This window comes from Propylenella binzhouense (genome assembly GCF_009866965.1).
Classification (GTDB): Bacteria; Pseudomonadota; Alphaproteobacteria; order Rhizobiales; family Afifellaceae; genus Propylenella; species Propylenella binzhouense.
The window spans coordinates 1-18,778 of sequence record NZ_SPKJ01000078.1; the positions used below are offsets into that span (position 1 = coordinate 1).

Annotated in this window: 20 protein-coding genes; 17 read left to right on the top strand and 3 right to left on the bottom strand. The window is 70.8% G+C overall.

Annotation, left to right across the window (positions count from 1 at the left end; genetic code table 11):
• Nucleotides 1–1,291 (bottom strand): hypothetical protein (locus E4O86_RS17505; protein WP_161141846.1); only part of this gene is annotated, 1,291 nt, incomplete at its 3' end.
• A gap of 522 nt (nucleotides 1,292–1,813) precedes the next feature.
• Between E4O86_RS17505 and E4O86_RS17510 the strand changes: the two genes are divergently transcribed.
• The 4 genes from E4O86_RS17510 to clpS all read left to right on the top strand — a co-directional run bounded on the left by E4O86_RS17510 (nucleotide 1,814) and on the right by clpS (nucleotide 5,711).
• Nucleotides 1,814–3,016 carry a quaternary amine ABC transporter ATP-binding protein gene (locus E4O86_RS17510; protein WP_161141847.1) on the top strand — a complete coding sequence of 401 codons (1,203 nt, stop codon included), beginning with the start codon at nucleotides 1,814–1,816 and terminating at the stop codon, nucleotides 3,014–3,016.
• A 71-nt stretch (nucleotides 3,017–3,087) separates the two neighbouring features.
• Nucleotides 3,088–4,017: an ABC transporter permease gene (locus E4O86_RS17515; RefSeq protein WP_161141848.1), complete on the top strand. Its 930-nt coding sequence runs from the start codon at nucleotides 3,088–3,090 to the stop codon at nucleotides 4,015–4,017.
• Between the two features lie 139 nt (nucleotides 4,018–4,156).
• Nucleotides 4,157–5,197, top strand: a complete 1,041-nt coding sequence (gene proX / locus E4O86_RS17520; RefSeq protein ID WP_161141849.1) for a glycine betaine/L-proline ABC transporter substrate-binding protein ProX — start codon at nucleotides 4,157–4,159, stop codon at nucleotides 5,195–5,197.
• A 208-nt stretch (nucleotides 5,198–5,405) separates the two neighbouring features.
• Nucleotides 5,406–5,711: an ATP-dependent Clp protease adapter ClpS gene (gene clpS / locus E4O86_RS17525; protein WP_161141850.1), complete on the top strand. Its 306-nt coding sequence runs from the start codon at nucleotides 5,406–5,408 to the stop codon at nucleotides 5,709–5,711.
• Nucleotides 5,712–5,748: 37 nt separating this feature from the next.
• Here clpS and E4O86_RS17530 read toward each other — a convergent pair whose 3' ends face one another.
• Nucleotides 5,749–6,228 (bottom strand): methyltransferase family protein, encoded by a 480-nt coding sequence (locus tag E4O86_RS17530; RefSeq protein WP_161141851.1) that lies wholly within the window; start codon nucleotides 6,226–6,228, stop codon nucleotides 5,749–5,751.
• Nucleotides 6,229–6,315: 87 nt separating this feature from the next.
• Between E4O86_RS17530 and E4O86_RS17535 the strand changes: the two genes are divergently transcribed.
• The 8 genes from E4O86_RS17535 (at nucleotide 6,316) to E4O86_RS17570 (ending at nucleotide 13,346) form a co-directional block, all read left to right on the top strand.
• A complete protein-coding gene (locus tag E4O86_RS17535; RefSeq protein ID WP_161141852.1) occupies nucleotides 6,316–7,488 on the top strand; it encodes an isovaleryl-CoA dehydrogenase in 1,173 nt (390 codons plus the stop codon).
• A 180-nt stretch (nucleotides 7,489–7,668) separates the two neighbouring features.
• The gene (locus tag E4O86_RS17540) at nucleotides 7,669–8,130 is read left to right on the top strand and encodes an AbrB/MazE/SpoVT family DNA-binding domain-containing protein (protein ID WP_161141853.1); all 462 of its coding nucleotides are present in this window, start codon (nucleotides 7,669–7,671) and stop codon (nucleotides 8,128–8,130) included.
• Nucleotides 8,111–8,494 (top strand): type II toxin-antitoxin system VapC family toxin, encoded by a 384-nt coding sequence (locus tag E4O86_RS17545; protein ID WP_161141854.1) that lies wholly within the window; start codon nucleotides 8,111–8,113, stop codon nucleotides 8,492–8,494. Before E4O86_RS17540 ends, E4O86_RS17545 begins: the two co-directional genes overlap by 20 nt.
• A gap of 160 nt (nucleotides 8,495–8,654) precedes the next feature.
• Entirely contained in the window at nucleotides 8,655–9,359 is a 705-nt protein-coding gene (locus tag E4O86_RS17550) for a ribonuclease activity regulator RraA (RefSeq protein ID WP_161141855.1), read from the top strand.
• 25 nt (nucleotides 9,360–9,384) lie between these two features.
• A complete protein-coding gene (locus E4O86_RS17555) occupies nucleotides 9,385–10,008 on the top strand; it encodes a glutathione S-transferase family protein (RefSeq protein WP_161141856.1) in 624 nt (207 codons plus the stop codon).
• A 220-nt stretch (nucleotides 10,009–10,228) separates the two neighbouring features.
• Nucleotides 10,229–11,059, top strand: a complete 831-nt coding sequence (locus E4O86_RS17560) for an aldo/keto reductase (RefSeq protein WP_161141857.1) — start codon at nucleotides 10,229–10,231, stop codon at nucleotides 11,057–11,059.
• 22 nt (nucleotides 11,060–11,081) lie between these two features.
• Nucleotides 11,082–11,879, top strand: coding sequence for an ElyC/SanA/YdcF family protein (locus E4O86_RS17565; protein WP_161141858.1), 798 nt, complete (start codon nucleotides 11,082–11,084; stop codon nucleotides 11,877–11,879).
• Nucleotides 11,880–12,005: 126 nt separating this feature from the next.
• Nucleotides 12,006–13,346, top strand: a complete 1,341-nt coding sequence (locus E4O86_RS17570) for a mechanosensitive ion channel family protein (protein WP_343039185.1) — start codon at nucleotides 12,006–12,008, stop codon at nucleotides 13,344–13,346.
• Here the strand turns inward: E4O86_RS17570 and E4O86_RS17575 are convergent.
• Nucleotides 13,329–14,024 (bottom strand): DUF599 domain-containing protein, encoded by a 696-nt coding sequence (locus E4O86_RS17575; protein WP_343039186.1) that lies wholly within the window; start codon nucleotides 14,022–14,024, stop codon nucleotides 13,329–13,331. The two genes, E4O86_RS17570 and E4O86_RS17575, sit on opposite strands and share 18 nt — an antisense overlap.
• A gap of 498 nt (nucleotides 14,025–14,522) precedes the next feature.
• On the opposite strand from E4O86_RS17575, the gene E4O86_RS23835 reads away from it, so the two are divergent.
• From E4O86_RS23835 to E4O86_RS17595, 5 genes are all read left to right on the top strand, one after another.
• Nucleotides 14,523–14,651: a hypothetical protein gene (locus E4O86_RS23835; protein WP_281351629.1), complete on the top strand. Its 129-nt coding sequence runs from the start codon at nucleotides 14,523–14,525 to the stop codon at nucleotides 14,649–14,651.
• A 185-nt stretch (nucleotides 14,652–14,836) separates the two neighbouring features.
• A complete protein-coding gene (locus E4O86_RS17580) occupies nucleotides 14,837–16,381 on the top strand; it encodes a carboxyl transferase domain-containing protein (protein ID WP_161141864.1) in 1,545 nt (514 codons plus the stop codon).
• Between the two features lie 121 nt (nucleotides 16,382–16,502).
• Entirely contained in the window at nucleotides 16,503–17,741 is a 1,239-nt protein-coding gene (locus E4O86_RS17585) for a molybdate transporter family protein (protein ID WP_205520948.1), read from the top strand.
• Nucleotides 17,742–17,756: 15 nt separating this feature from the next.
• Complete coding sequence (locus tag E4O86_RS17590; protein ID WP_161141861.1) at nucleotides 17,757–18,056, top strand: antibiotic biosynthesis monooxygenase family protein; 300 nt, start codon at nucleotides 17,757–17,759, stop codon at nucleotides 18,054–18,056.
• A gap of 148 nt (nucleotides 18,057–18,204) precedes the next feature.
• The gene (locus E4O86_RS17595) at nucleotides 18,205–18,633 is read left to right on the top strand and encodes a DcrB-related protein (RefSeq protein ID WP_161141862.1); all 429 of its coding nucleotides are present in this window, start codon (nucleotides 18,205–18,207) and stop codon (nucleotides 18,631–18,633) included.
• The last annotated feature ends 145 nt before the right edge of the window (nucleotides 18,634–18,778 follow it).

An 18,778-nucleotide genomic window follows, 5' to 3' on the forward strand; every position in this document is an offset into this window, starting at 1 on the left:
CCTCGACCGGCGGCCGGGCGACCTCGCCGGGAGGCGGCGCCGGGGGCGGCGGCGTCTGCGCGGCCGCAGGCGCCTCGGCGCCGAGCTGGTCGGCGCCGAGCCGGTTGATGGCGATGTCCTCGCGCCGCATGCGCTCGTAGAGGCGGAGCGCGGCCATCATGTCGGCCGCGGTCATCACGGTCTCGGTGCCTTCCGGCTGCTCCTCCCGGCGGATGGCGCCATGCACGACGACGAGGATCAGGACGAGCACGGCCGGCAGGAGATCGATCGAGATCGCGCCCGCCCAGGAGGGCAGGAAATCGCGCGCATAGCGCAGCACCGCCTCGGGCGCCGAAAGCGGCACGAAGCGCTCGGGGACGATGGCGGCCCGGCCGAGGATCTCGTCGGCGGCCGCCGCCAGCGCCTTCGACTGCGCCTCGACCGCGCCGGTGACATTGCCGACCACCTCGGTCTGGCGGTCGCGCAGGTCGGGGGTCAGGCCGTCCGCGATCGGCGCGATGAAGCTGCCCGAGAGATCCTCGGCGGCGCGCTTGACCGCGGGCGCCACGGAGGTCTGCTGGAGGCTCGCGATCACGCCCGCGAGCCCCACCGCCTCCTCCGCGAAGCTGTCGGCGCGGGGTGCGATCGGGCCGCGGGCCGAGACGAGGCTCCGCATGCGCGCCAGGTGCTCGCCGCCCTCCTCGAACAGCGCCTTCACGCGCTCCCGCGAGGCGGCGACCTCGTCCCCGAGCGTCCGCAGGTCCCGGCTCGTCTGCTGGAGGAGCTGGACGACGGTGCCCGAACCCGACGTGCCGGTGAGGGCGCCCGACGCGCGCTCGTCCTCCGCGAGGCGGGCGAAACGATCGGCGGCGAGCTGGATGTCCGGCAGCAGGGACTGCGAGGCGAGCGCGTTGTTGTGCGCGGCGTCGAGATCCTGGACGTAATCCTCGAGCTTGTTCGCGAGATGCTGCTCGAGCGCGGCCGATCCCGCGAGCGCCGCGGCGTTCAGCCAGGACGACATCGCCATGATCATGACGGCGCCGAGCAGCATCGCCCCGACCAGGCCCCGGCGCGCGCCCCTGTCGCGCACGAGCGGCAGGAAGCGCATCAGGAAGGTCCAGAAGGCGTAGATGCCGACCGACACCGCCGAGGAATAGATGATCGCGCCGAAGAAGGTCAGCGTCGGATCGCCGTCGAGGAGTTCCCGGACACCGAGATAGGTGTACACGCCGGAGGCGAGCGCGAGCACCGCCAGCGTCGATTTCGTCGTCAGCTCAAGGGACTCGATGCCCTGCCGGAGCGCCCGTGTCATTCGCCTCTCCCGCCGGCAGCGCCTTCGGCGTCTTCGCTCTCCCGGCGCACCTGCCTCACGTCGGCGGCTCCCGGGCCGCATTGTTCCATAGTGGTTCAGAAGTCGGCAATCCAATTGTGGCCGCGGGAAGGCGATCCCCACAGGTGCGGACGTGCAAACTGTACGGAGGGCCGGCGAGGGGCCGGCCGGAGGTGCAGGCCTCGGCCCGCCACGGCACGGCCGGCGGGGGCCTATAGAAAAACAGGATATTCAAAGGCTTATTGCGTCGTGAGCGCAGTCGATCCGAGCCGCCGGGGCCTGCGCCGGAGGCCCCGTCCCGCAACAGCTGCGGGCAGAAGATGCGTCCGGAGCGGTTGACGCCACCGATCTGCCACTTTATGTTACGGCTCATCCACAGGAATTTCGGCGGCGGTCGGGTCTGGAGGGCAGTTGTCCTTCCATGATCCGCATGTCGTCTTCATCGGCCATGTACCAAGAAGAGATCTACTTACATGGCCCGAGACCGACAGCACACGAGACGTGATGCAGGCCAAGTTACGCGCACGACACATCTTCAAGGTCTTCGGAGACGCTCCGCAGGACGCCCTTGAGCGGTTGGGCAGAGGCGAGAGCAAGACGGAAATCTTTGCCGAAACCGGTCAGACGGTCGGCGTACAGGACGTGAGCTTCGACGTCCCGGAAGGGCACATTTTCGTGGTGATGGGACTGTCGGGATCCGGCAAGTCCACCCTCGTCCGCATGCTGAACGGGCTCATTGCGCCCACCTCCGGCGAGATCCTGATCGACGGGGAGGACGTCGCGAAATGCGGCGCCGAGCGGCTGCGCGCCGTCCGGCGCGACAAGATCGCCATGGTGTTCCAGCACTTCGCCCTGTTTCCGCACATGAGCGTGGCGGAGAACGCCGCCTACGGCCTCAAGATCAAAGGCGTGGGCCCCGCGGAGCGGCGCGAGAAGGCCGTCGAGGCGCTCGGTCAGGTCGGCCTCGCCGCCTATGCCGACAGCCATCCGCAGGATCTCTCGGGCGGCATGCAGCAGCGGGTGGGGCTCGCCCGGGCGCTCGCCACCGATCCGCAGATCCTGCTCATGGACGAGCCGTTCGGCGCGCTCGACCCGCTCATCCGCCGCGAGATGCAGGACGAGCTTCTGCGCCTCCAGAAGACGCTGAAGAAGACCATCATCTTCATCACCCACGACCTCAACGAGGCGCTCCTTCTCGGCGACGAGATCGCCATCATGAAGGACGGCCGCTTCGTGCAGGTCGGCACGGCCCAGGAAATCGTGTCCGCGCCCGCCGACGATTACGTCAGCGCCTTCGTCGCCGACATCGACCGCGGCCGCGTCTTCACCGCCGAGCACGTCGCCGCCGAGCCGGCCGCGATCCAGCTCGGCGGCGCGAGCGCGGAGGCCGCCCTCCAGAGCATGGAGGAGCAGAACCGCAACGCGCTCTACGTTCTCGACGGGGACCGGATCGCCGGGGTGGTGACCTACCAGAATCTCGCGGCGGCCGCCCGCGACAGCGATACCAGCGTGTCCGACGTGCTCATCACGGACTTCCCGGCCGTCGAAGGCGACGCGCAGCTCAACCAGATCTACGGCGCGGCGAGCGCGGGTCTGCCGATCGCGGTGACCGACGGGGAGAACCGCCTCGTCGGAATCGTGGAGCCGGAAGCCGTGTTCGCCCAGCTCTCCGGCGAGGAGAAGCCGGCCGAGGAAGGCCGCAGATAGGCTCCAGACGGAGCCGCGCGCCGGTTCGCCGACGCGCCAGTCCGCACCGAAAAGCCGTTCGAGGAGAAGATTTGATCAGCCCGTCCGACATTGCCGCCATCCCGCTCGACGACTGGATCAACGTCGTGGTGCGCGAATGGCTCGTGCCGAACTTCCGACCGTTCTTCCGGGCGATGCAGCTTCCCGTCTCGGCCGTGCTCGGCTGGCTCGACGCCTTCTTCAACTTCGTCCCGATGCTCGTCTTCACGGCGGTTCTCGGCCTGGTCGCCGACCGGACCGCCGGGCGCGGCGTGGCGATCTTCACGCTCGTCGCGCTCGTCTTCATCGACCTGATCGGGCTCTGGCCGGAGACGATGACGACGCTCTCGATGATCGTCACGTCGGTGTTCTTCTGCACCGCGATCGGCATCCCCGTCGGCATCCTCGCCGCGCGGAGCGACCGGCTCTGGACCGTCGTGCGGCCGATCCTCGACATCATGCAGACGATCCCTTCCTTCGTGTACCTGGTGCCGATCGTCATGCTCTTCGGCGTCGGCATGGTGCCCGGGATCATCGCGACGACGATCTTCGCGCTGCCGCCGATCATCCGCCTCACCAATCTCGGCATCCGCAACGTCCGCGCCGACCTGATCGAGGCGGCCGAGGCGTTCGGCTCGACGCCCTGGCAGATGCTGCGGGACGTGCAGTTCCCGATGGCGCTCAGGACCATCATGGCCGGCCTCAACCAGTCGCTGATGCTGTCGCTCTCCATGGTCGTCATCGCCGCCCTGATCGGCGCCGGCGGCCTCGGCCTCACCGTCTATACGGGCCTCGGACGGCTCGATGTGGGCGGCGCCACGGCCGGCGGGATCGGGATCGTGCTGCTCGCGATCATTCTCGACCGGATCACGCAGGGGCTCGGCGAGCGGCGGTCCGTCGCGACCACCTCGCTCGCCGGCACGCTCGCCGGCTTCTTCCGGCCGCGGGGAGCCCCGGTCGGCGAACCGAGGAAGGCGAACTGAGCCTTCCGCACTAGGGGTTCCGTACCGGGCCTTCCGTACTGGGCCTTCCGCGCGGCGGCCGGCACCGCCGCCGCCCGTTTCCGCGGGCGCACCGCGCCCGCATTCCGCCAACCCAAGCAGCGAAAGGAATCGCGACACCATGCCCACCCTGAAGAGAACCGCGCCCGCGCTCGCCGCCGCACTTCTTCTCGGCCTCGGCGCCGCGACCGGCGCGGACGCGCAGGACCAGCCCGGCTCCGGCACCACCATCAGCATGGCCCGGGCGACCTGGGACACCGGCTGGTTCACGGCCGAGATCTACAAGCAGATGATGGAAGAGCTCGGCTACACCGTCGAAGGCCCGACCACGCTCGACAACCCGCCCTTCTACCAGGCGGTCGCCCAGGGCGACGTCGATTTCTGGGTGAACGGCTGGTTCCCGCTCCACAACACCTACGAGAGCACGTTCAAGGACGGGGCGGAGATCGTCGGCGCCGTCGCGAAGGGCGGCGCGCTGCAGGGCTATCTCGTCGACAAGGCGTCGCAGGAGAAATACGGCATCACGACGCTCGACGACTTCAAGAAGCCGGAGGTGCAGAAGGCCTTCGACCGCGACGGCGACGGCAAGGCCGATCTCGTCGCCTGCCCGCCGGGCTGGGGCTGCGAGATGGTGATCGAGCACCATCTCGATGCCTACGGGCTGCGCGACCACGTGAACCCGATCAAGGCGAGCTACTCGGCCTCGATGGCCGACGCCGTCGCGGCGCACGAGAATGGCGAACCGATCCTCTTCTATACCTGGACCCCGAACTGGACCGTGAACGCGCTGAAGCCGGGCGAGGACGTGATGTGGATCGAGGTCCCGAAGGTGGACCTCCCGGAGGACCAGAAGGACCTCGCCGATGCCGCGACGGTGAACGGGGTCGCCGGCTGCGTCGCCGATCCGTGCCAGCTCGGCTTCCCGGCGAACGACATCGTGCCGGTGGCGAATTCCGCGTTCCTGGAGGAGAACCCGGCGGCGAAGCGGCTCCTGGAACTCGCCTCGATCCCGCTCGACGACATCTTCGCCCAGAACGCGAAGATGAACGAGGGCGCCGACAGCGCGAAGGACATCGCGGGCCAGGCCTCCGACTGGATCGCCGCGCACCGCGAGACGGTCGACGGCTGGCTCGAAGAGGCGCGCGCGGCCGCGGCCGACTGAGCGGCCTTCCACCGCGACGCCACGGAAACCGGACCGGGAACGGCCCGGCTTCCCGCAGCCTGCCGCCTCCCGCCGCCCCGCCAGGCAGGACAAGCGGTCGGCTCGCTTGCATTTTCGCTCCGCCGGCCGCATGGACTGGAGGAGCAGCGGCCGCGCAGCCCGCGGGCGGCCCGGCCGCCGAGACGCCATCGTCGGAAGGAGCCCTCCGATGAGCGACACCGTCCTGACACCCCGCACCAAGGCCCGCCCGAAGGTCGAGCGGCCGCGCCTGCACAAGGTGATCCTCGTCAATGACGACTACACGCCGCGCGAATTCGTCGTGCGCGTGCTGAAGGCGGAATTCCGCATCAACGAGGACGAGGCCTACCGCGTCATGATCACCGCCCACCGCAAGGGGGTCTGCGTCGTCGCGGTCTATACGCGCGACGTGGCGGAGACCAAGGCGACGCGCGCCTCCGACGCCGGGCGCGCCCAGGGCTATCCGCTCCAGTTCACCACCGAGCCGGAGGAATAGCGCCGCTCCCGACGGGGGCGAGCGGGGGCCCGGCCGGTCAGATCCAGCGCCGGACGCGGCGGGCGTAATCGCGCCAGGCCTGCCCGAACTTCGCCTCGAGATGGGCCTCCTCGCGCACGATGGCGAGCCGCTCCAGGAGCAGCGCGGCGACCGGGACGAGGACGAGGTGCCAGAGCTCGCCGGCCGCGAGGCCGACGCCGGCGATGAGGACGAGGTTGCCGAGATAGATCGGGTTGCGCGACCAGGCGAACGGACCGTCGGTGGCGAGCGCGTCGGCGCCCCGGTGGGGGAGGAGCGTGGTGCCGTGCCGGCGGAAGATGCGGGTCACCCGCATGTCGATCACGAGGGCGGCGGTGACCATCAGGAGCCCGGCCCCGAAGGCGATGTCGCGCGCGCGGCCCTCCAGCCACGGGAGCGGCACGACCGCGCCGAGGGCGAAGCCGAGGCCGAGCGCGCCGAACAGCACGATCGGCGGCCACGGCACCCGGTTCGGGCTCTCCGCGATGTCCGGTTCCATGTTCTTCCGTCCTCCCCTTGCCGTCGTTCCGTCGCTGGTGGAGTCTAGCGCCCGCCCGCCGGCGGGTCCCGCGAATCCGAGGACGAGATGCTTCCCAACATGCCGCGCGAATTCAACTTCGGGCTCGGCGAGACCGCCGACATGCTGCGCGAGAGCGTGCGCGCCTTCGCCGCCGGGCGGATCGCGCCCATCGCCGACCGCGTCGACCGCGAGGACTGGTTCCCGCGCGCGCTCTGGCCCGAGATGGGGGCGCTCGGCCTCCATGGCATCACGGTCGAGCCGGAATGGGGCGGCGCCGGCCTCGGCTATCTCGAGCATTGCATCGCGATGGAGGAGGTCTCGCGCGCTTCGGGCTCGGTCGGGCTCTCCTACGGCGCCCATTCCAATCTCTGCGTGAACCAGATCCGGCGCTGGGGAAGTGCCGAACAGAAGGCGCGCTATTTGCCGAAGCTCGTCTCCGGCGAGCATCTCGGCGCGCTCGCAATGTCGGAGACGGGCGCGGGATCGGACGTCGTCTCCATGAAGCTCCGCGCCGAGCGGCGGGGCAGCCGCTACGTGCTCAACGGCTCGAAGTTCTGGATCACCAACGGGCCGCAGGCCGACACGCTGGTGGTCTATGCCAAGACCGATCCGGCGGCGGGTGCGAAGGGCATCACGGCCTTCATCGTGGAGAAGGCGTTTGCCGGCTTCTCGGTCGCCCAGAAGCTGGACAAGCTCGGCATGCGCGGCTCGGAGACCGGCGAACTGGTGTTCAGCGATTGCGAGGTGCCGGCGGAGAACGTGCTCGGCGCGGAGGGCGAGGGCGTCCGCATCCTGATGTCCGGCCTCGACTACGAGCGCGCCGTGCTCGCCGCGGGCCCGCTCGGCCTCATGCAGGCGGCGCTCGACCTGGTCGTGCCCTATCTCCACGAACGCCACCAGTTCGGCCGGCCGATCGGCTCGTTCCAGCTCATGCAGGCGAAGCTCGCGGACATGTATGTCGGCCTCAACGCGGCGCGCGCCTACGTCTACGCCGTCGCGCAGGCCTGCGACCGCGGCGAGACGACCCGCGAGGATGCCGCCGGCGCGATCCTCTTCGCGGCGGAGAAGGCGACCGCCGTCGCGCTCGACGCCATCCAGTGCCTTGGCGGCAACGGCTACGTGATCGAGAACGCGACCGGGCGCATCCTGCGCGACGCCAAGCTCTACGAGATCGGCGCCGGCACGAGCGAGATCCGGCGGATGCTGATCGGGCGCGAGATCTTCCAGAAGTCGGGGTAACCGGTCGTCACGTCACTTTTGTAGTTACATTGACATCGTTCCGGCCACGCGACATCTCTTGTCCCGATGCGCGCATCCGCGCGGGGTCGGGCCGATGCGCGCATTCGCGCGGCGCGCGGTCGGCCCAATGCGCGCATTCGCGCGGTCGGACGGAGGCCGGAAATGTCACGGGAAGCGAGGATGGCGGATCTCACGCGCGACCTGCGCACCGTCTCCGAAAGGATCCGGAAGCTCGATGCAGCCGGCTTCACCCGCAGCGAGATCGCCAGGTTCCTGGGCAAGCGCTACCAGCATGTTCGCAACGTCCTCGTCGCAGATGTCCGGCCGCGCCCCGAGGGAACAGGTGCGGATCGGGCCGGGCAGGAGGTGCCCGAGCGGCTGGACGTCCGGGTCGGACCGAGCGGGCGGATCGTGATCCCGGTTGCGTTCCGGGCGGCGATGGGGATCGGCGAAGGCGACACCCTGATCGCCCGCGTGGTCGACGGCGAGCTGCGGCTGATCTCGCCCGCGATGGCGGTCCGTCGCGCCCAGCGCGCGGTACGCGACCTGATCCCGGGCGACGACAGCCTCGTCGACATCCTTCTCGAGAACCGCCGACGCGAAGTCGCGGACAAGTCCGGCGATGGCCGGCGCGGTTCTTGATGCGTCCGCCGTGCTCGCCCTGCTTCGTTCTGAAGCGGGCGCCGAACCGATTGCCGAGCTCCTGGCCGAGTCGCTCGTCTGCGTGGTGAACGAAGCGGAGGTCATCGGCGTGCTCGTGCAGAGGGGAAGCCCGCCTGCCGAGGCGCTGGAAATCGTGTCCGGCCTGCCGTACCGGCTCGTCGATCTCGACCGCCGCCTGGCGAGGAGGGCCGGGACGCTGTGGCTCGCGGGAAAGCCGCACGGGCTCTCGCTCGGGGACCGCTGCTGCCTGGCCCTCGCCGAACGCGAGCGGCTCCCCGTCTACACGGCCGACAGAAGCTGGGCGAGGCTGGCGCTCGACCTCGACGTCCGGCTTGTCCGCTAGCCGGTGCCAGCCGGTCCGCCGGATCCGCCGGGGCTGAGCGCTTCAACAACGCGCGAAGTCCCGGAAAGCGCTTTGGCCGAGGCCGGGATTCGATGGTAAGAAACCGCCCGTCCGGCGCCCGCCGCCGGTCCCGCCCCGCAATCCGATCCAAGCGAGCGCCATGCCCCTGACCGCCGAAATCCGAGCCGCCCTCGAACAGACCTCGACCGGATCGATCACCACCATCCTCCTGAAGAAGGGGATCAGGCGGACCTGGATGAAGGGGCCGATGCCCAACCGGAACGCGGAGGGCAAGCGGATCGTCGGCCCGGCCTTCACGTTCCGCTTCGTGCCGACGCGGGAGGACCTCGCGACGCCGGACTCCTGGTCGAAGCCGATCTCCACGCGCGCCGCGATCGAGGCGATGCCGGAAGGCGCGGTCGCGGTGATCGACGGCAACGGCGTGACGGATGCCGGCGTCTTCGGCGACATTCTCTGCGCGCGCATGATGAAGCGCGGCGCGGCCGCGCTCGTCACCGACGGCGTGATGCGCGACATGGCGGGCGTGATCGCGACCGGGCTGCCGGTCTGGTGCGCCGGCAAGGCGGCGCCGCCCTCGGTCGCCGGCCTCACCTTCGTCGGCTGGCAGGAGGCGATCGGCTGCGGCGGGGTGGCTGTCTTCCCCGACGACGTGATCGTGGCCGACGACGACGGCGCGGTGGTCGTCCCGGCCGCGCTCGTGGACGAGGTCGCCAAGGCCGGCCCCGAGCAGGAGCGGCTCGAGGCCTGGATCATGAAGGAGGTCGAAAACGGCGCGTCGCTGCCCGGCCTCTACCCGCCCAATGCCGAGAACAAGGCCCGCTACGAGGCGGAGACCAAGCGCTGACCATCAACGGAGGGAATGCTCGAACATGACGAAGATCTGGGGGCGGCTCAGCTCCATCAACGTGCAGAAGGTCGTCTGGTGCGCCGGCGAGGTCGGCATGCCGTTCGAGCGGATCGACGCCGGGCTCGCCTTCGGCATCAACAACACGCCGGAATACATGGCGAAGAACCCGAACGGGCTGGTGCCGCTCCTCGAGGAGGAGGACGGCTGGACGCTCTGGGAATCGAACGCGATCGTGCGCTATCTCGCGGCGCGTCACAGCGCCGGCCACCTGTGGCCGGAAGACCCGCGCGAGCGCGCGCTCGCCGACCGCTGGATGGACTGGCAGGCCACGGCGTTCACGCCCGCCTTCGTCGCGGCCTTCATGGGACTGGTCCGAACGCCCGCCGAGAAGCGGGACGAGGCGGCGATCGCGGCGGCGATGAAGAAGGGCGAGCCCTTCGCCGCGATCCTCGACGAGCATCTGGGCAGGAACGCCTATGTCGGCGGAAACCGCTTCACGATGGGCGACATCCCGGCCGGCTGCATCGCCCATCGCTGGCTGAACCTTCCTGCCGAGCGCGCCCCGCGCCCGAACCTCGAACGCTGGTACAACGACATCGTCTCGCGCCCGGCGGCCGCCGCGGTGCTGACGACGCCGCTCACCTGAGTGGCAGCGGCAGGCTGCCATCCGCCGACGCCGGACCGCCGGGCCGGTCTCTTCGGCCCGGAACGCGGCCCGCCTCCGGCGAAGACCATGTCGGCATCGCATCCACTTTCCGCGCGGCGGGTTTCCGGAAGGTGGCGCGGCGCTCGCCGTTGAGGCTCGCCCTCGACGGCGCGGCGCGCGGCTTGCCAGACGTCTGACCGGTTTGCACCGAGGAGAGAACATGACCGACACCGTTTCCGCCAACGGCGCCGAGATCCCCGTCATCGGGCTCGGGACGTGGCAGCTTCGCGGCGAAGTGGCGACGCGCTGCGTCGCCGCGGCGCTCGACATCGGCTACCGCCACATCGACACGGCGACGATGTACGACAACGAGGCGGCGGTGGGGGAGGGCATCCGCGGCCATTCCGTTCCGCGCGAGGAGGTCTTCGTGACCACCAAGGTGTGGCCGACGGACGCGGCCGAGGGCGCGCTGCAGCGCTCCGCGGAGGCGAGCCTTGGGCGCCTGGGGCTCGACCGGATCGACCTCCTCCTCATCCACTGGCCGAACCGGGAGGTATCGATCGCCGAGCAGGTCGGCGCGCTCTGCGATGCCAAGCGCCGCGGCTATGCCCGCCATGTCGGCGTCGCGAACTTCCCGCCGGGCATGCTGCGGCAGGCGCTCGCGGCCGCGACCGAACCGCTCGTCTGCAACCAGGTCGAGCATCACCCGCTGCTCGACCAGACGCGCCTCCTGGAGGCGTGCCGCGCGGCCGGCATGGCGCTCGTCTCCTACTCGCCGCTCGGCAAGGGCACGCTCGTCTCCGACCCGGTGATCGGGGAGATCGCGGCCGCGAAGGAGAGGACACCGGCCCAGGTGATCCTGCGCTGGCACCTGCAGCAGCCGATGAACGCCGCGATTCCGCGCTCCTCCAAGCCGGCGCGGCTGGCGGAGAACTTCGCCGTGTTCGATTTCGCGCTCACGCCGGCGGAGATGGCCAGGATCTCGGGGCTGGCGCGACCGGACGGACGAATGGTCCGCCTCGGCGGCGCCGAGCCCGACTGGAACGCCTGACCGTCCGCAGGCCCGGGCACCCGTGTTCTACCTGCTCTCGAAGGTCGCCGGCTTCTTCCTGATGCCGTCGAACGCGATCGCAATCGCCATCGCGCTCGGCCTCCTGCTTTGCTTTCTCGGCAGGCGGCGCGCGGGCCTCGGCCTCGCCCTGGCCGGCACGGCGGCCCTCTTCGCCTGCGGCCTCGGTCCCGTCGGCAATCTCCTCATCCTGCCGCTCGAGGAGCGCTTCCCGCAGCCGCAGCTTGCCGAGAGCCCGGACGGGATCGTCGTTCTCGGCGGCGCCATCACCGATGTCGTCGGCGGGCTGAGGGGCGGGACGCTTGAGCTCAACGAAGCCGGCGACCGCATCCTGGCGCTCATCGCGCTCGCGCACCGGTTTCCGGAGGCGAAGATCGTGTTCTCCGGCGGATCGGGAGCGCTGATCGACCGCGCGCCGGTCCCTGAGGCGGATCTCCTGGCGGCGCGCAAGGACGAGCTCGGCCTCGGGGACAGGGCGATCCTGATCGAGAACCGCTCGCGCAACACGGCGCAGAACGCGCTCTACAGCCGGGCAATTGCGGAGCCGCGGCCGGGCGAGACCTGGCTGCTCGTCACCTCCGCCTATCACATGCCGCGCGCGGTCGGCGCCTTCCGCGCGGCCGGCTTTCCCGTCGTCGCCTATCCCGTCGACTACCGCACCGGCGGGCCGTCCGACGTCTTCCGCCCCTTCGCCCGGATCGGCGAGGGCCTGCAGCGCACCGACATCGCGTTCCGCGAATGGGTCGGGCTCGCCGCCTACCGGGCGACCGGGCGGACCGACCGGCTGCTGCCCGGCCCCTGAGCGATCGCCAAGGCGGACGATGTCCTGCCGCTTTCCGACACCGCTTTCCGACACCGCTCGCCGTGCGAACGGAGCGGGAAGGGGCGTCTGTGCGTTGCGGGATGATCGAGGCAGGAGCGAGCCCGCGTGGCGGAACCGGTCGACGGGATCAGGACCTTCATTCTGCTAGGCCGCGCGGAGGACGCGCTGAGGCGGACGCTGGAAGGGCTGCTCGATCCGTGGGTGCTCGCCCAGCTCGCCATCCTCGGCCTCATCCTCGCCATAAGCCTCGTCGTGGGACCGCGGCTCGAGGCAAGGCTCGAAGGGCGCGTCCGGGCGATCCAGGGCCAGCCGCGGCTCCTGCGCTTCCTCGCGCTCCTCCTGAGGCGCACGCGCTGGATCCTCGCCACCCTCCTCGCATGGCTCGCCGTCTTCGTGATCCGGGCCGCGACCCTCGACACGCGGAGCGCACTCCTGGAACTCGCGGCCGCGCTCGTCGCCTCCTGGGTCGCGATCTCGGTGCTCTCGCGGCTGATCCGGAACCGGACGCTCGGCCGGCTCGCCGCCTACGCCGCCTGGGCCTTCGTCGCGCTCAACCTGATCGGCGCGGCGGACGAGGCCGCGGACGGGCTCGATGCGGCGGCGCTCACCTTCGGATCGCTGCGGATCTCGCTCCTCCTGCTCCTGAAGGGCGGGCTGGTGATCGGGCTCGCGCTCTGGATCGCCACCGGGCTCGGCAATCTCGTGGAGAACAGGCTCGGGCGCGCCACCGACCTGACGCCGAGCCTGCGCGTGCTGCTCGGCAAGCTCTTCAAGATCGGCATCGTGGTGCTCGCCGGCGTCGTCGCCGTGGCCTCGCTCGGGATCGACCTCACCGCGTTCACCGTCTTCTCCGGCGCGCTCGGGGTCGGGATCGGGTTCGGCCTGCAGCAGGTCGTGTCGAACTTCGTGAGCGGCATCATCATTCTCGCCGACAAGTCGATCAAGCCGGGCGACACGATCTCGCTCGGGGACACGTTCGGATGGATCCGCTCGCTGCGCGCGCGCTTCGTCTCGGTGGTCACGCGCGACGGCGTCGAATATCTCATTCCCAACGAGGACTTCATCACCAACCGCGTGGTGAGCTGGTCGTTCTCGGACACCAAGATCCGCGTCGACGTGCGCTTCGGCGTCGCCTACGACAGCGATCCGCATGCCGTGCGTCGGCTCGCGGTCGAGGCCGCGAAAAGCGTCCCGCGCGTGGAGGCGCAGCCGGTTCCGGTCTGCCACCTGACCGCCTTCGGCGAATCCTCGCTCGACTTCATCCTCAGGTTCTGGATCTGCGACCCGCAGAACGGCCTGACCAACGTGCGCGGCGCCGTGCTCCTCGCCTGCTGGGACGCCTTCAAGGCGGCGGGCATCGCCATTCCGTTCCCGCACCGCGAGATCATCATGAAGACGCCGGTCGAGCTCAGCCGGCCGGGCCCGGCGTCACGCATCGAGACCTGAATCCCCGAGCCGGGCGATGCGGGCGGCCTCGGAGCCGAGCTGGCGGCGGACGAGGACGGCGAGCACGACGAGCGTGAGCACCAGGAACGCCCAGTCGCTGGCGAACCAGCCGAGATAGCCGACGGAGAAGAAGAAGGCGCGGAGCCCGCGGTTGAAATGGCGCCCGGCGGCGGCGTTCATCGCGCCGGCGCGGCGGGCCGCGATGCGTGCGTCTTCCGTATCGCGCTCGGATGCCGGCGGCATCGCGCCCATCAGGATCGAGGCGTAGTTGAAGAGCCGGTACGACCAGCCGAACTTGAAGAAGGCGTAGCCATAGATGCCCATCAGGCCGAGCGCCTTGAGCTCCCACTGGTCGCGCGTCACCTGCGAGGCGCCGGGAAGATGGCGCGCGAGCTCGATGCCGAGGTCGGCGGCGTTCATCAGGGCGAAGGCCGAGCCGATGGCGAGGAGCGAGGTCGAGGCGAAGAAGGCCGTTCCGTTCTGCAGGCCGGCCACGATGCTGGTATCGACGATGCGCACCTCGCGCGCGAGCATCGTCTCCATCCAGACCACGCGCTGGCGGTTCATCGCCGCGGTGAGGGTGAGCGCACGCCAGTGGCTGCGTTCGATCAGGAAGGAATAGAGAATCCAGCCCGCGACGAAGAGGACGAGCGAGATCCAGTCCAGGATGGTGAACACCGGCCCTCCAGCGAAGCGAGGCGTGCAGGCTGCCGGAGGCGGCCCAAGAGGGCAAGCGGGCCGGCGGCCGGCCGCCTCCGGAGCCCGCGGAGCGCCGGCCTTGGTTGCCATTTCGTTAAGGGCGGGCCCGGAATTGGCCGCCTGCGACGCTCTGCCGCTTCACCGGGCTTGCAAATCCGCGCGTCCGCAGCCATCTGGTCGCCGCCGCCGGGAGGGTCCGGCGGCCGAGCCGCACTGCCGATGGGGAGGCCCGTCGGGCGCGGCGACGAGGGTAGCGAGGTCTTTGCGATCTCCGAGTGATTCCTGTCCCGGCACGGCGCGGTCGCGCCGATCTGCAGCCGGGTCCGCGGCCCGCGGCCTCCGAAGGTCCGGTCCGCACGAGCCGCCCAGCCACGGTACCGGGAAAACACCCGCCGACGGGGTTGAGGCGAATCTTACTAGTTCGTAAACATGCGTGATCGGGGCGTGCGCCACGATCCGCAGGGCACGGAGGTATCCATGCCGAATTCGAACGAGCCGTCCTGTTGGCGTACGGCGGCTCTCACATTCGGTCTGCTCGCCGGCCTGGTGCTGGTGATCGTGCTGATTGCCGGCGGCAGCGACGTCACGGCAGTCGCGGTCCAGTAAGGACCTGAATTCCGGGAGGCGGGGCGTGCGGGGGCGTGCGCCCCGCCTTTCGTTTGCGCCGGCGGCGGCCCGCGCCTATCACTCGGGCCAAGGGCGCGGGGGCACGGCATGCGGGAGGTGGCGTGACGGTTCTGAGGCCGGACCAGTTCGAGACGGCACCCGGGGCGGAGAACGCGGCCGCCTGGATGGCGCTCGCCGCCGAGCTCCGCGGAAGGCGGGCGGAGGCGGCCGAGGGCGGTCCGGCGCGGGCGCGCGAGCGGCATGTCGGACGCGGCAAGCTGCTGCCGCGCGACCGGGTCGCGACGCTGCTCGATCCCGGCTCGCCGTTCCTGGAGCTCTCGCCGCTCGCCGCGGACGGCATGTATGGCGAGGCGATCCGCGGCGCGGGCCTCATCACCGGCATCGGCCGCGTCGCCGGACGGCTCGCGATGGTGATCTGCAACGACGCCACCATCAAGGGCGGCACCTATTACCCGATGACCGTGAAGAAGCATCTCCGCGCCCAGGAGATCGCGCGCGAGAACCGGCTGCCCTGCATCTATCTCGTCGATTCGGGCGGCGCGAACCTGCCGCACCAGACGGAGGTGTTCCCGGACCGCGAGCATTTCGGCCGGATCTTCTACAACCAGGCCCGCATGTCGGCCGAGGGCATCCCGCAGATCGCCTGCGTGATGGGATCCTGCACGGCCGGCGGCGCCTACGTGCCGGCCATGTCGGACGAGACGGTGATCGTGCGCGGGCAGGGGACGATCTTCCTCGCCGGGCCGCCGCTCGTGAAGGCCGCCACCGGCGAGACGGTGTCGGCGGAGGATCTCGGCGGCGCCGAGGTGCATGCCCGCCGCTCCGGCGTCGCCGACCATTACGCCCTCGACGACCGCCACGCGCTCGCGCTGGTGCGCCAGATCGCGGCGCATCTCGGGGAAAGGCCGGATCCGGGCGCCGCGCGCTTCGCGGAGGCGCGGCCGCCGCGGCACGACCCGGCCGAGCTCGAGACGGTGGTGCCCGTCGACCTCCGCCGGCAGTACGACGCCCGCTCCGTCATCGCGCGCCTCGCCGACGATTCCGATTTCGCCGAGTTCAAGGCGCTCTACGGCACGACCCTGGTGACGGGCTTCGCGCGCATCCGCGGCATCGAGATCGGCATTCTCGCCAATAACGGCATCCTCTTCTCCGAATCGGCGCTGAAGGGGGCGCATTTCGTCGAACTCTGCTGCCGGCGCCGCGTGCCGCTCCTCTTCCTGCAGAACATCACCGGCTTCATGGTGGGCCGGCAGTACGAGGCGGGCGGGATCGCCAAGGACGGCGCGAAGCTCGTCACGGCGGTCGCCTGCGCGGACGTGCCCAAGGTGACGGTCATCGTCGGCGGCTCCTACGGCGCCGGCAATTACGGCATGTGCGGACGCGCCTTCGGGCCGCGCTTCCTGTTCACCTGGCCGAACGCGCGCATCTCGGTGATGGGCGGCGAGCAGGCGGCTTCCGTGCTCGCGACGGTCAGGCGCGACAATATCGAGGCGGAGGGCGGCAGCTGGAGCGCCGAGGAGGAGGACGCCTTCAAGGCACCGGTCAAGGCGCGCTACGAGGAGGAGGGGAGCCCCTATTACGCGACGGCGCGGCTCTGGGATGACGGAATCCTGCTGCCGTCGGAAACGCGCGACGCGCTCGGCCTCGCCTTCGCCGCCTGTCTCGAGGCGCCCGTGCCGGAGACCCGGTTCGGCATCTTCCGGATGTGAGGCGCGGCGCGCCAGGCGCTTGCGCGGCGGCCCGATGAAACCTGCGGATGGGTGCGCGCGTCGTGGTATCGTCCGGTGCCGGTCCGGAGACGGCGCGGCCGCCGAAGCGGAGTTGCGGAACGTGAACCTCGAGGAATCGTCCGGCGGTTCGGGCGCGGCCGGCGCCGAAAGGGCGCCGCCGCGGCCGCGGGCGCGCGTCCTCTCCGATCTCGGCGGCGCCTTCGGGGATCTCGGCACCTTCGTGCCCCATGTCGTCGGCGCGATCGCGGTGGCGGGGCTCGCCCCGGCCGGGGTCTTCCTCGGCTTCGGCCTGTTCCTGGTCGCGAGCGGGCTCTTCTACGGCATCCCGATGGCGGTCCAGCCGATGAAGGCGGTCTCGGCGCTCCTCCTCACCGGCGAACTCGACGCCGGCGAAATGGCGGCGACCGGGCTCGCGCTCGGCATCGTGCTCCTTCTCCTCGGCGCGACCGGAACGATCGGCCGGATCGCGCGGCTCATCCCGCAATCCGTCACGACCGGGCTCCAGCTCGGGCTCGGCCTTTCGATGGTGCTGCTCGGCGCCGGCTTCATGGCGGACGAGCCCTGGATCGGCGCGGCGGCGCTGGCGCTTCTTCTCGGACTGCCGCGGCTGGGGCTGCCGGCGGCGCCGATCACCGTGGCGGCGGCGCTCGCGCTCGCGGCCCTCGGCGGCGGGACGGCCCTTCCGTCCCTCTCGGCGGAACCCACCCTGCCGCGGCTCCTCCTGCCGGACTGGTCCGATCTCGCGGTCGCCGTCGAGCGCGGGCTCGTGTCCCAGCTGCCGCTCACGCTCACCAACGCGATCATCGTGACGGCGGCGCTCGCCCGCGATCTCTTTCCCGAGGCACGGTCGGCGAGCGTGCGCAACCTCGCGCTCTCGACCGGCATCGCCAATCTCGTGCTCGCGCCGTTCGGTGCGATGCCGATGTGCCATGGCGCGGGCGGGCTGCAGGCCCAGTATCGCTTCGGCGCCCGCACCGGGCTCGCGCCGATCCTCTTCGGAGCCCTCCTGATCCTCGTCGGCTGCCTCTTCGCGGAGAGTGCGGTCGCGCTCTTCCGCGCCATCCCGCTTGCGGCAGTCGGCGCGCTGCTGGCCATAGCCGGCGCGGATCTGGCGCTGTCGCGCCGGCTCCTCGACGCGCGGCCAGCCTGCCGGCCCTCCATCGCGCTCGCCGCGGCCGGGCTCCTCGTCTTCAATCCGGCGGTCGGACTGGCGGCCGGCTGGGGCGCGGAAATCGTCCGCGTCCTCTTGCGTCCCGCGCTTCCCCCGTCCACACCGCGGCCGGCCCACCGAGCGCATGCGCGGCGCGGCGATCCGGCCGGGCCGGCGGAGCGAAACTGAAGCGGGAGAGGATGCATGGTCCTGGAAATGGCCGAGATCGCGGTGAAGGAAGGCATGGAGGCGGAGTTCGAGGCGGGCGTCGCCAAGGCCGCGCCGCTCTTCAGGCGCGCCAAGGGCTGCCGGTCGATGGCGCTGAGACGCTGCGTCGAGGCGCCGGCGCGCTACCGGCTGTTCGTGGAATGGGAGACGCTCGAAGACCACACGGTCGCGTTCCGCGCCTCGCCGGACTTCCAGGAATGGCGGAACCTCGTCGCGCATTGCTTCGCGAGCCCGCCGGCCGTGGAGCACTGGGCACCGGCGGTCGAGGGCTTCTGAGCGGGCCGGCCGGCGATCCGCCGGCCGGCGACCTCGGCAGCGGGGCGCCGCTCCGCGCCCGCCCGGGGCCTGCCGGCTGTTGTGCCCGGGCCCGTTCTCCGCCACTATCCTGCCACGGAAGGTGCCGGGGAAGCGCCGGGGGGAGGCGATGCGGATCAGCTTCGGGAGCCGGTTCGCATTCGACATCGACGACGGCTGGACACGAACCTTGGCGCTGTCGCTGGTGGACAAGTCCGCCGGGCCGCCGGGCTTTTCACTGACCGTCACCAACGAGCAGCTGCCCGCCGGCAGTTCGGCCGCGGGCTATGCCGCCGCCCAGGGCGAGGTCCTGCAGCGCAGCCTCAAGGACTATGCCGAGATCCGCGCGAGCCATTTCGACACCGGGCGGGCGCTCGTCCCGGTGCGGGAATATTCGTGGCGGCAGGAGGGCGCGGAGATCGCGCAGTGCCAGGCCTATTTCGTGGAGGGCCAGGAAGCCTGGACCCTGACCTTCACGGCGACGGCCCAAGCCTATCCCGCGCTCAGGCCCCAGATCCCGGCGCTGATCCGGAGCGTGCTTTCCGGCGGAGGAGGCTGACCGGCCGATGGGAACGCCCGCCGCACGCCTGACCGACCGGACGAGCCACGCCTCGGTCGCGGCGCTGGTCGGGGCGGTGGCGGGGGCCGCCGTCGGTGCGCTGATGCTCGGCCCGGTCGGCGCGGCGGCAGGGGCGGCGGCCGGC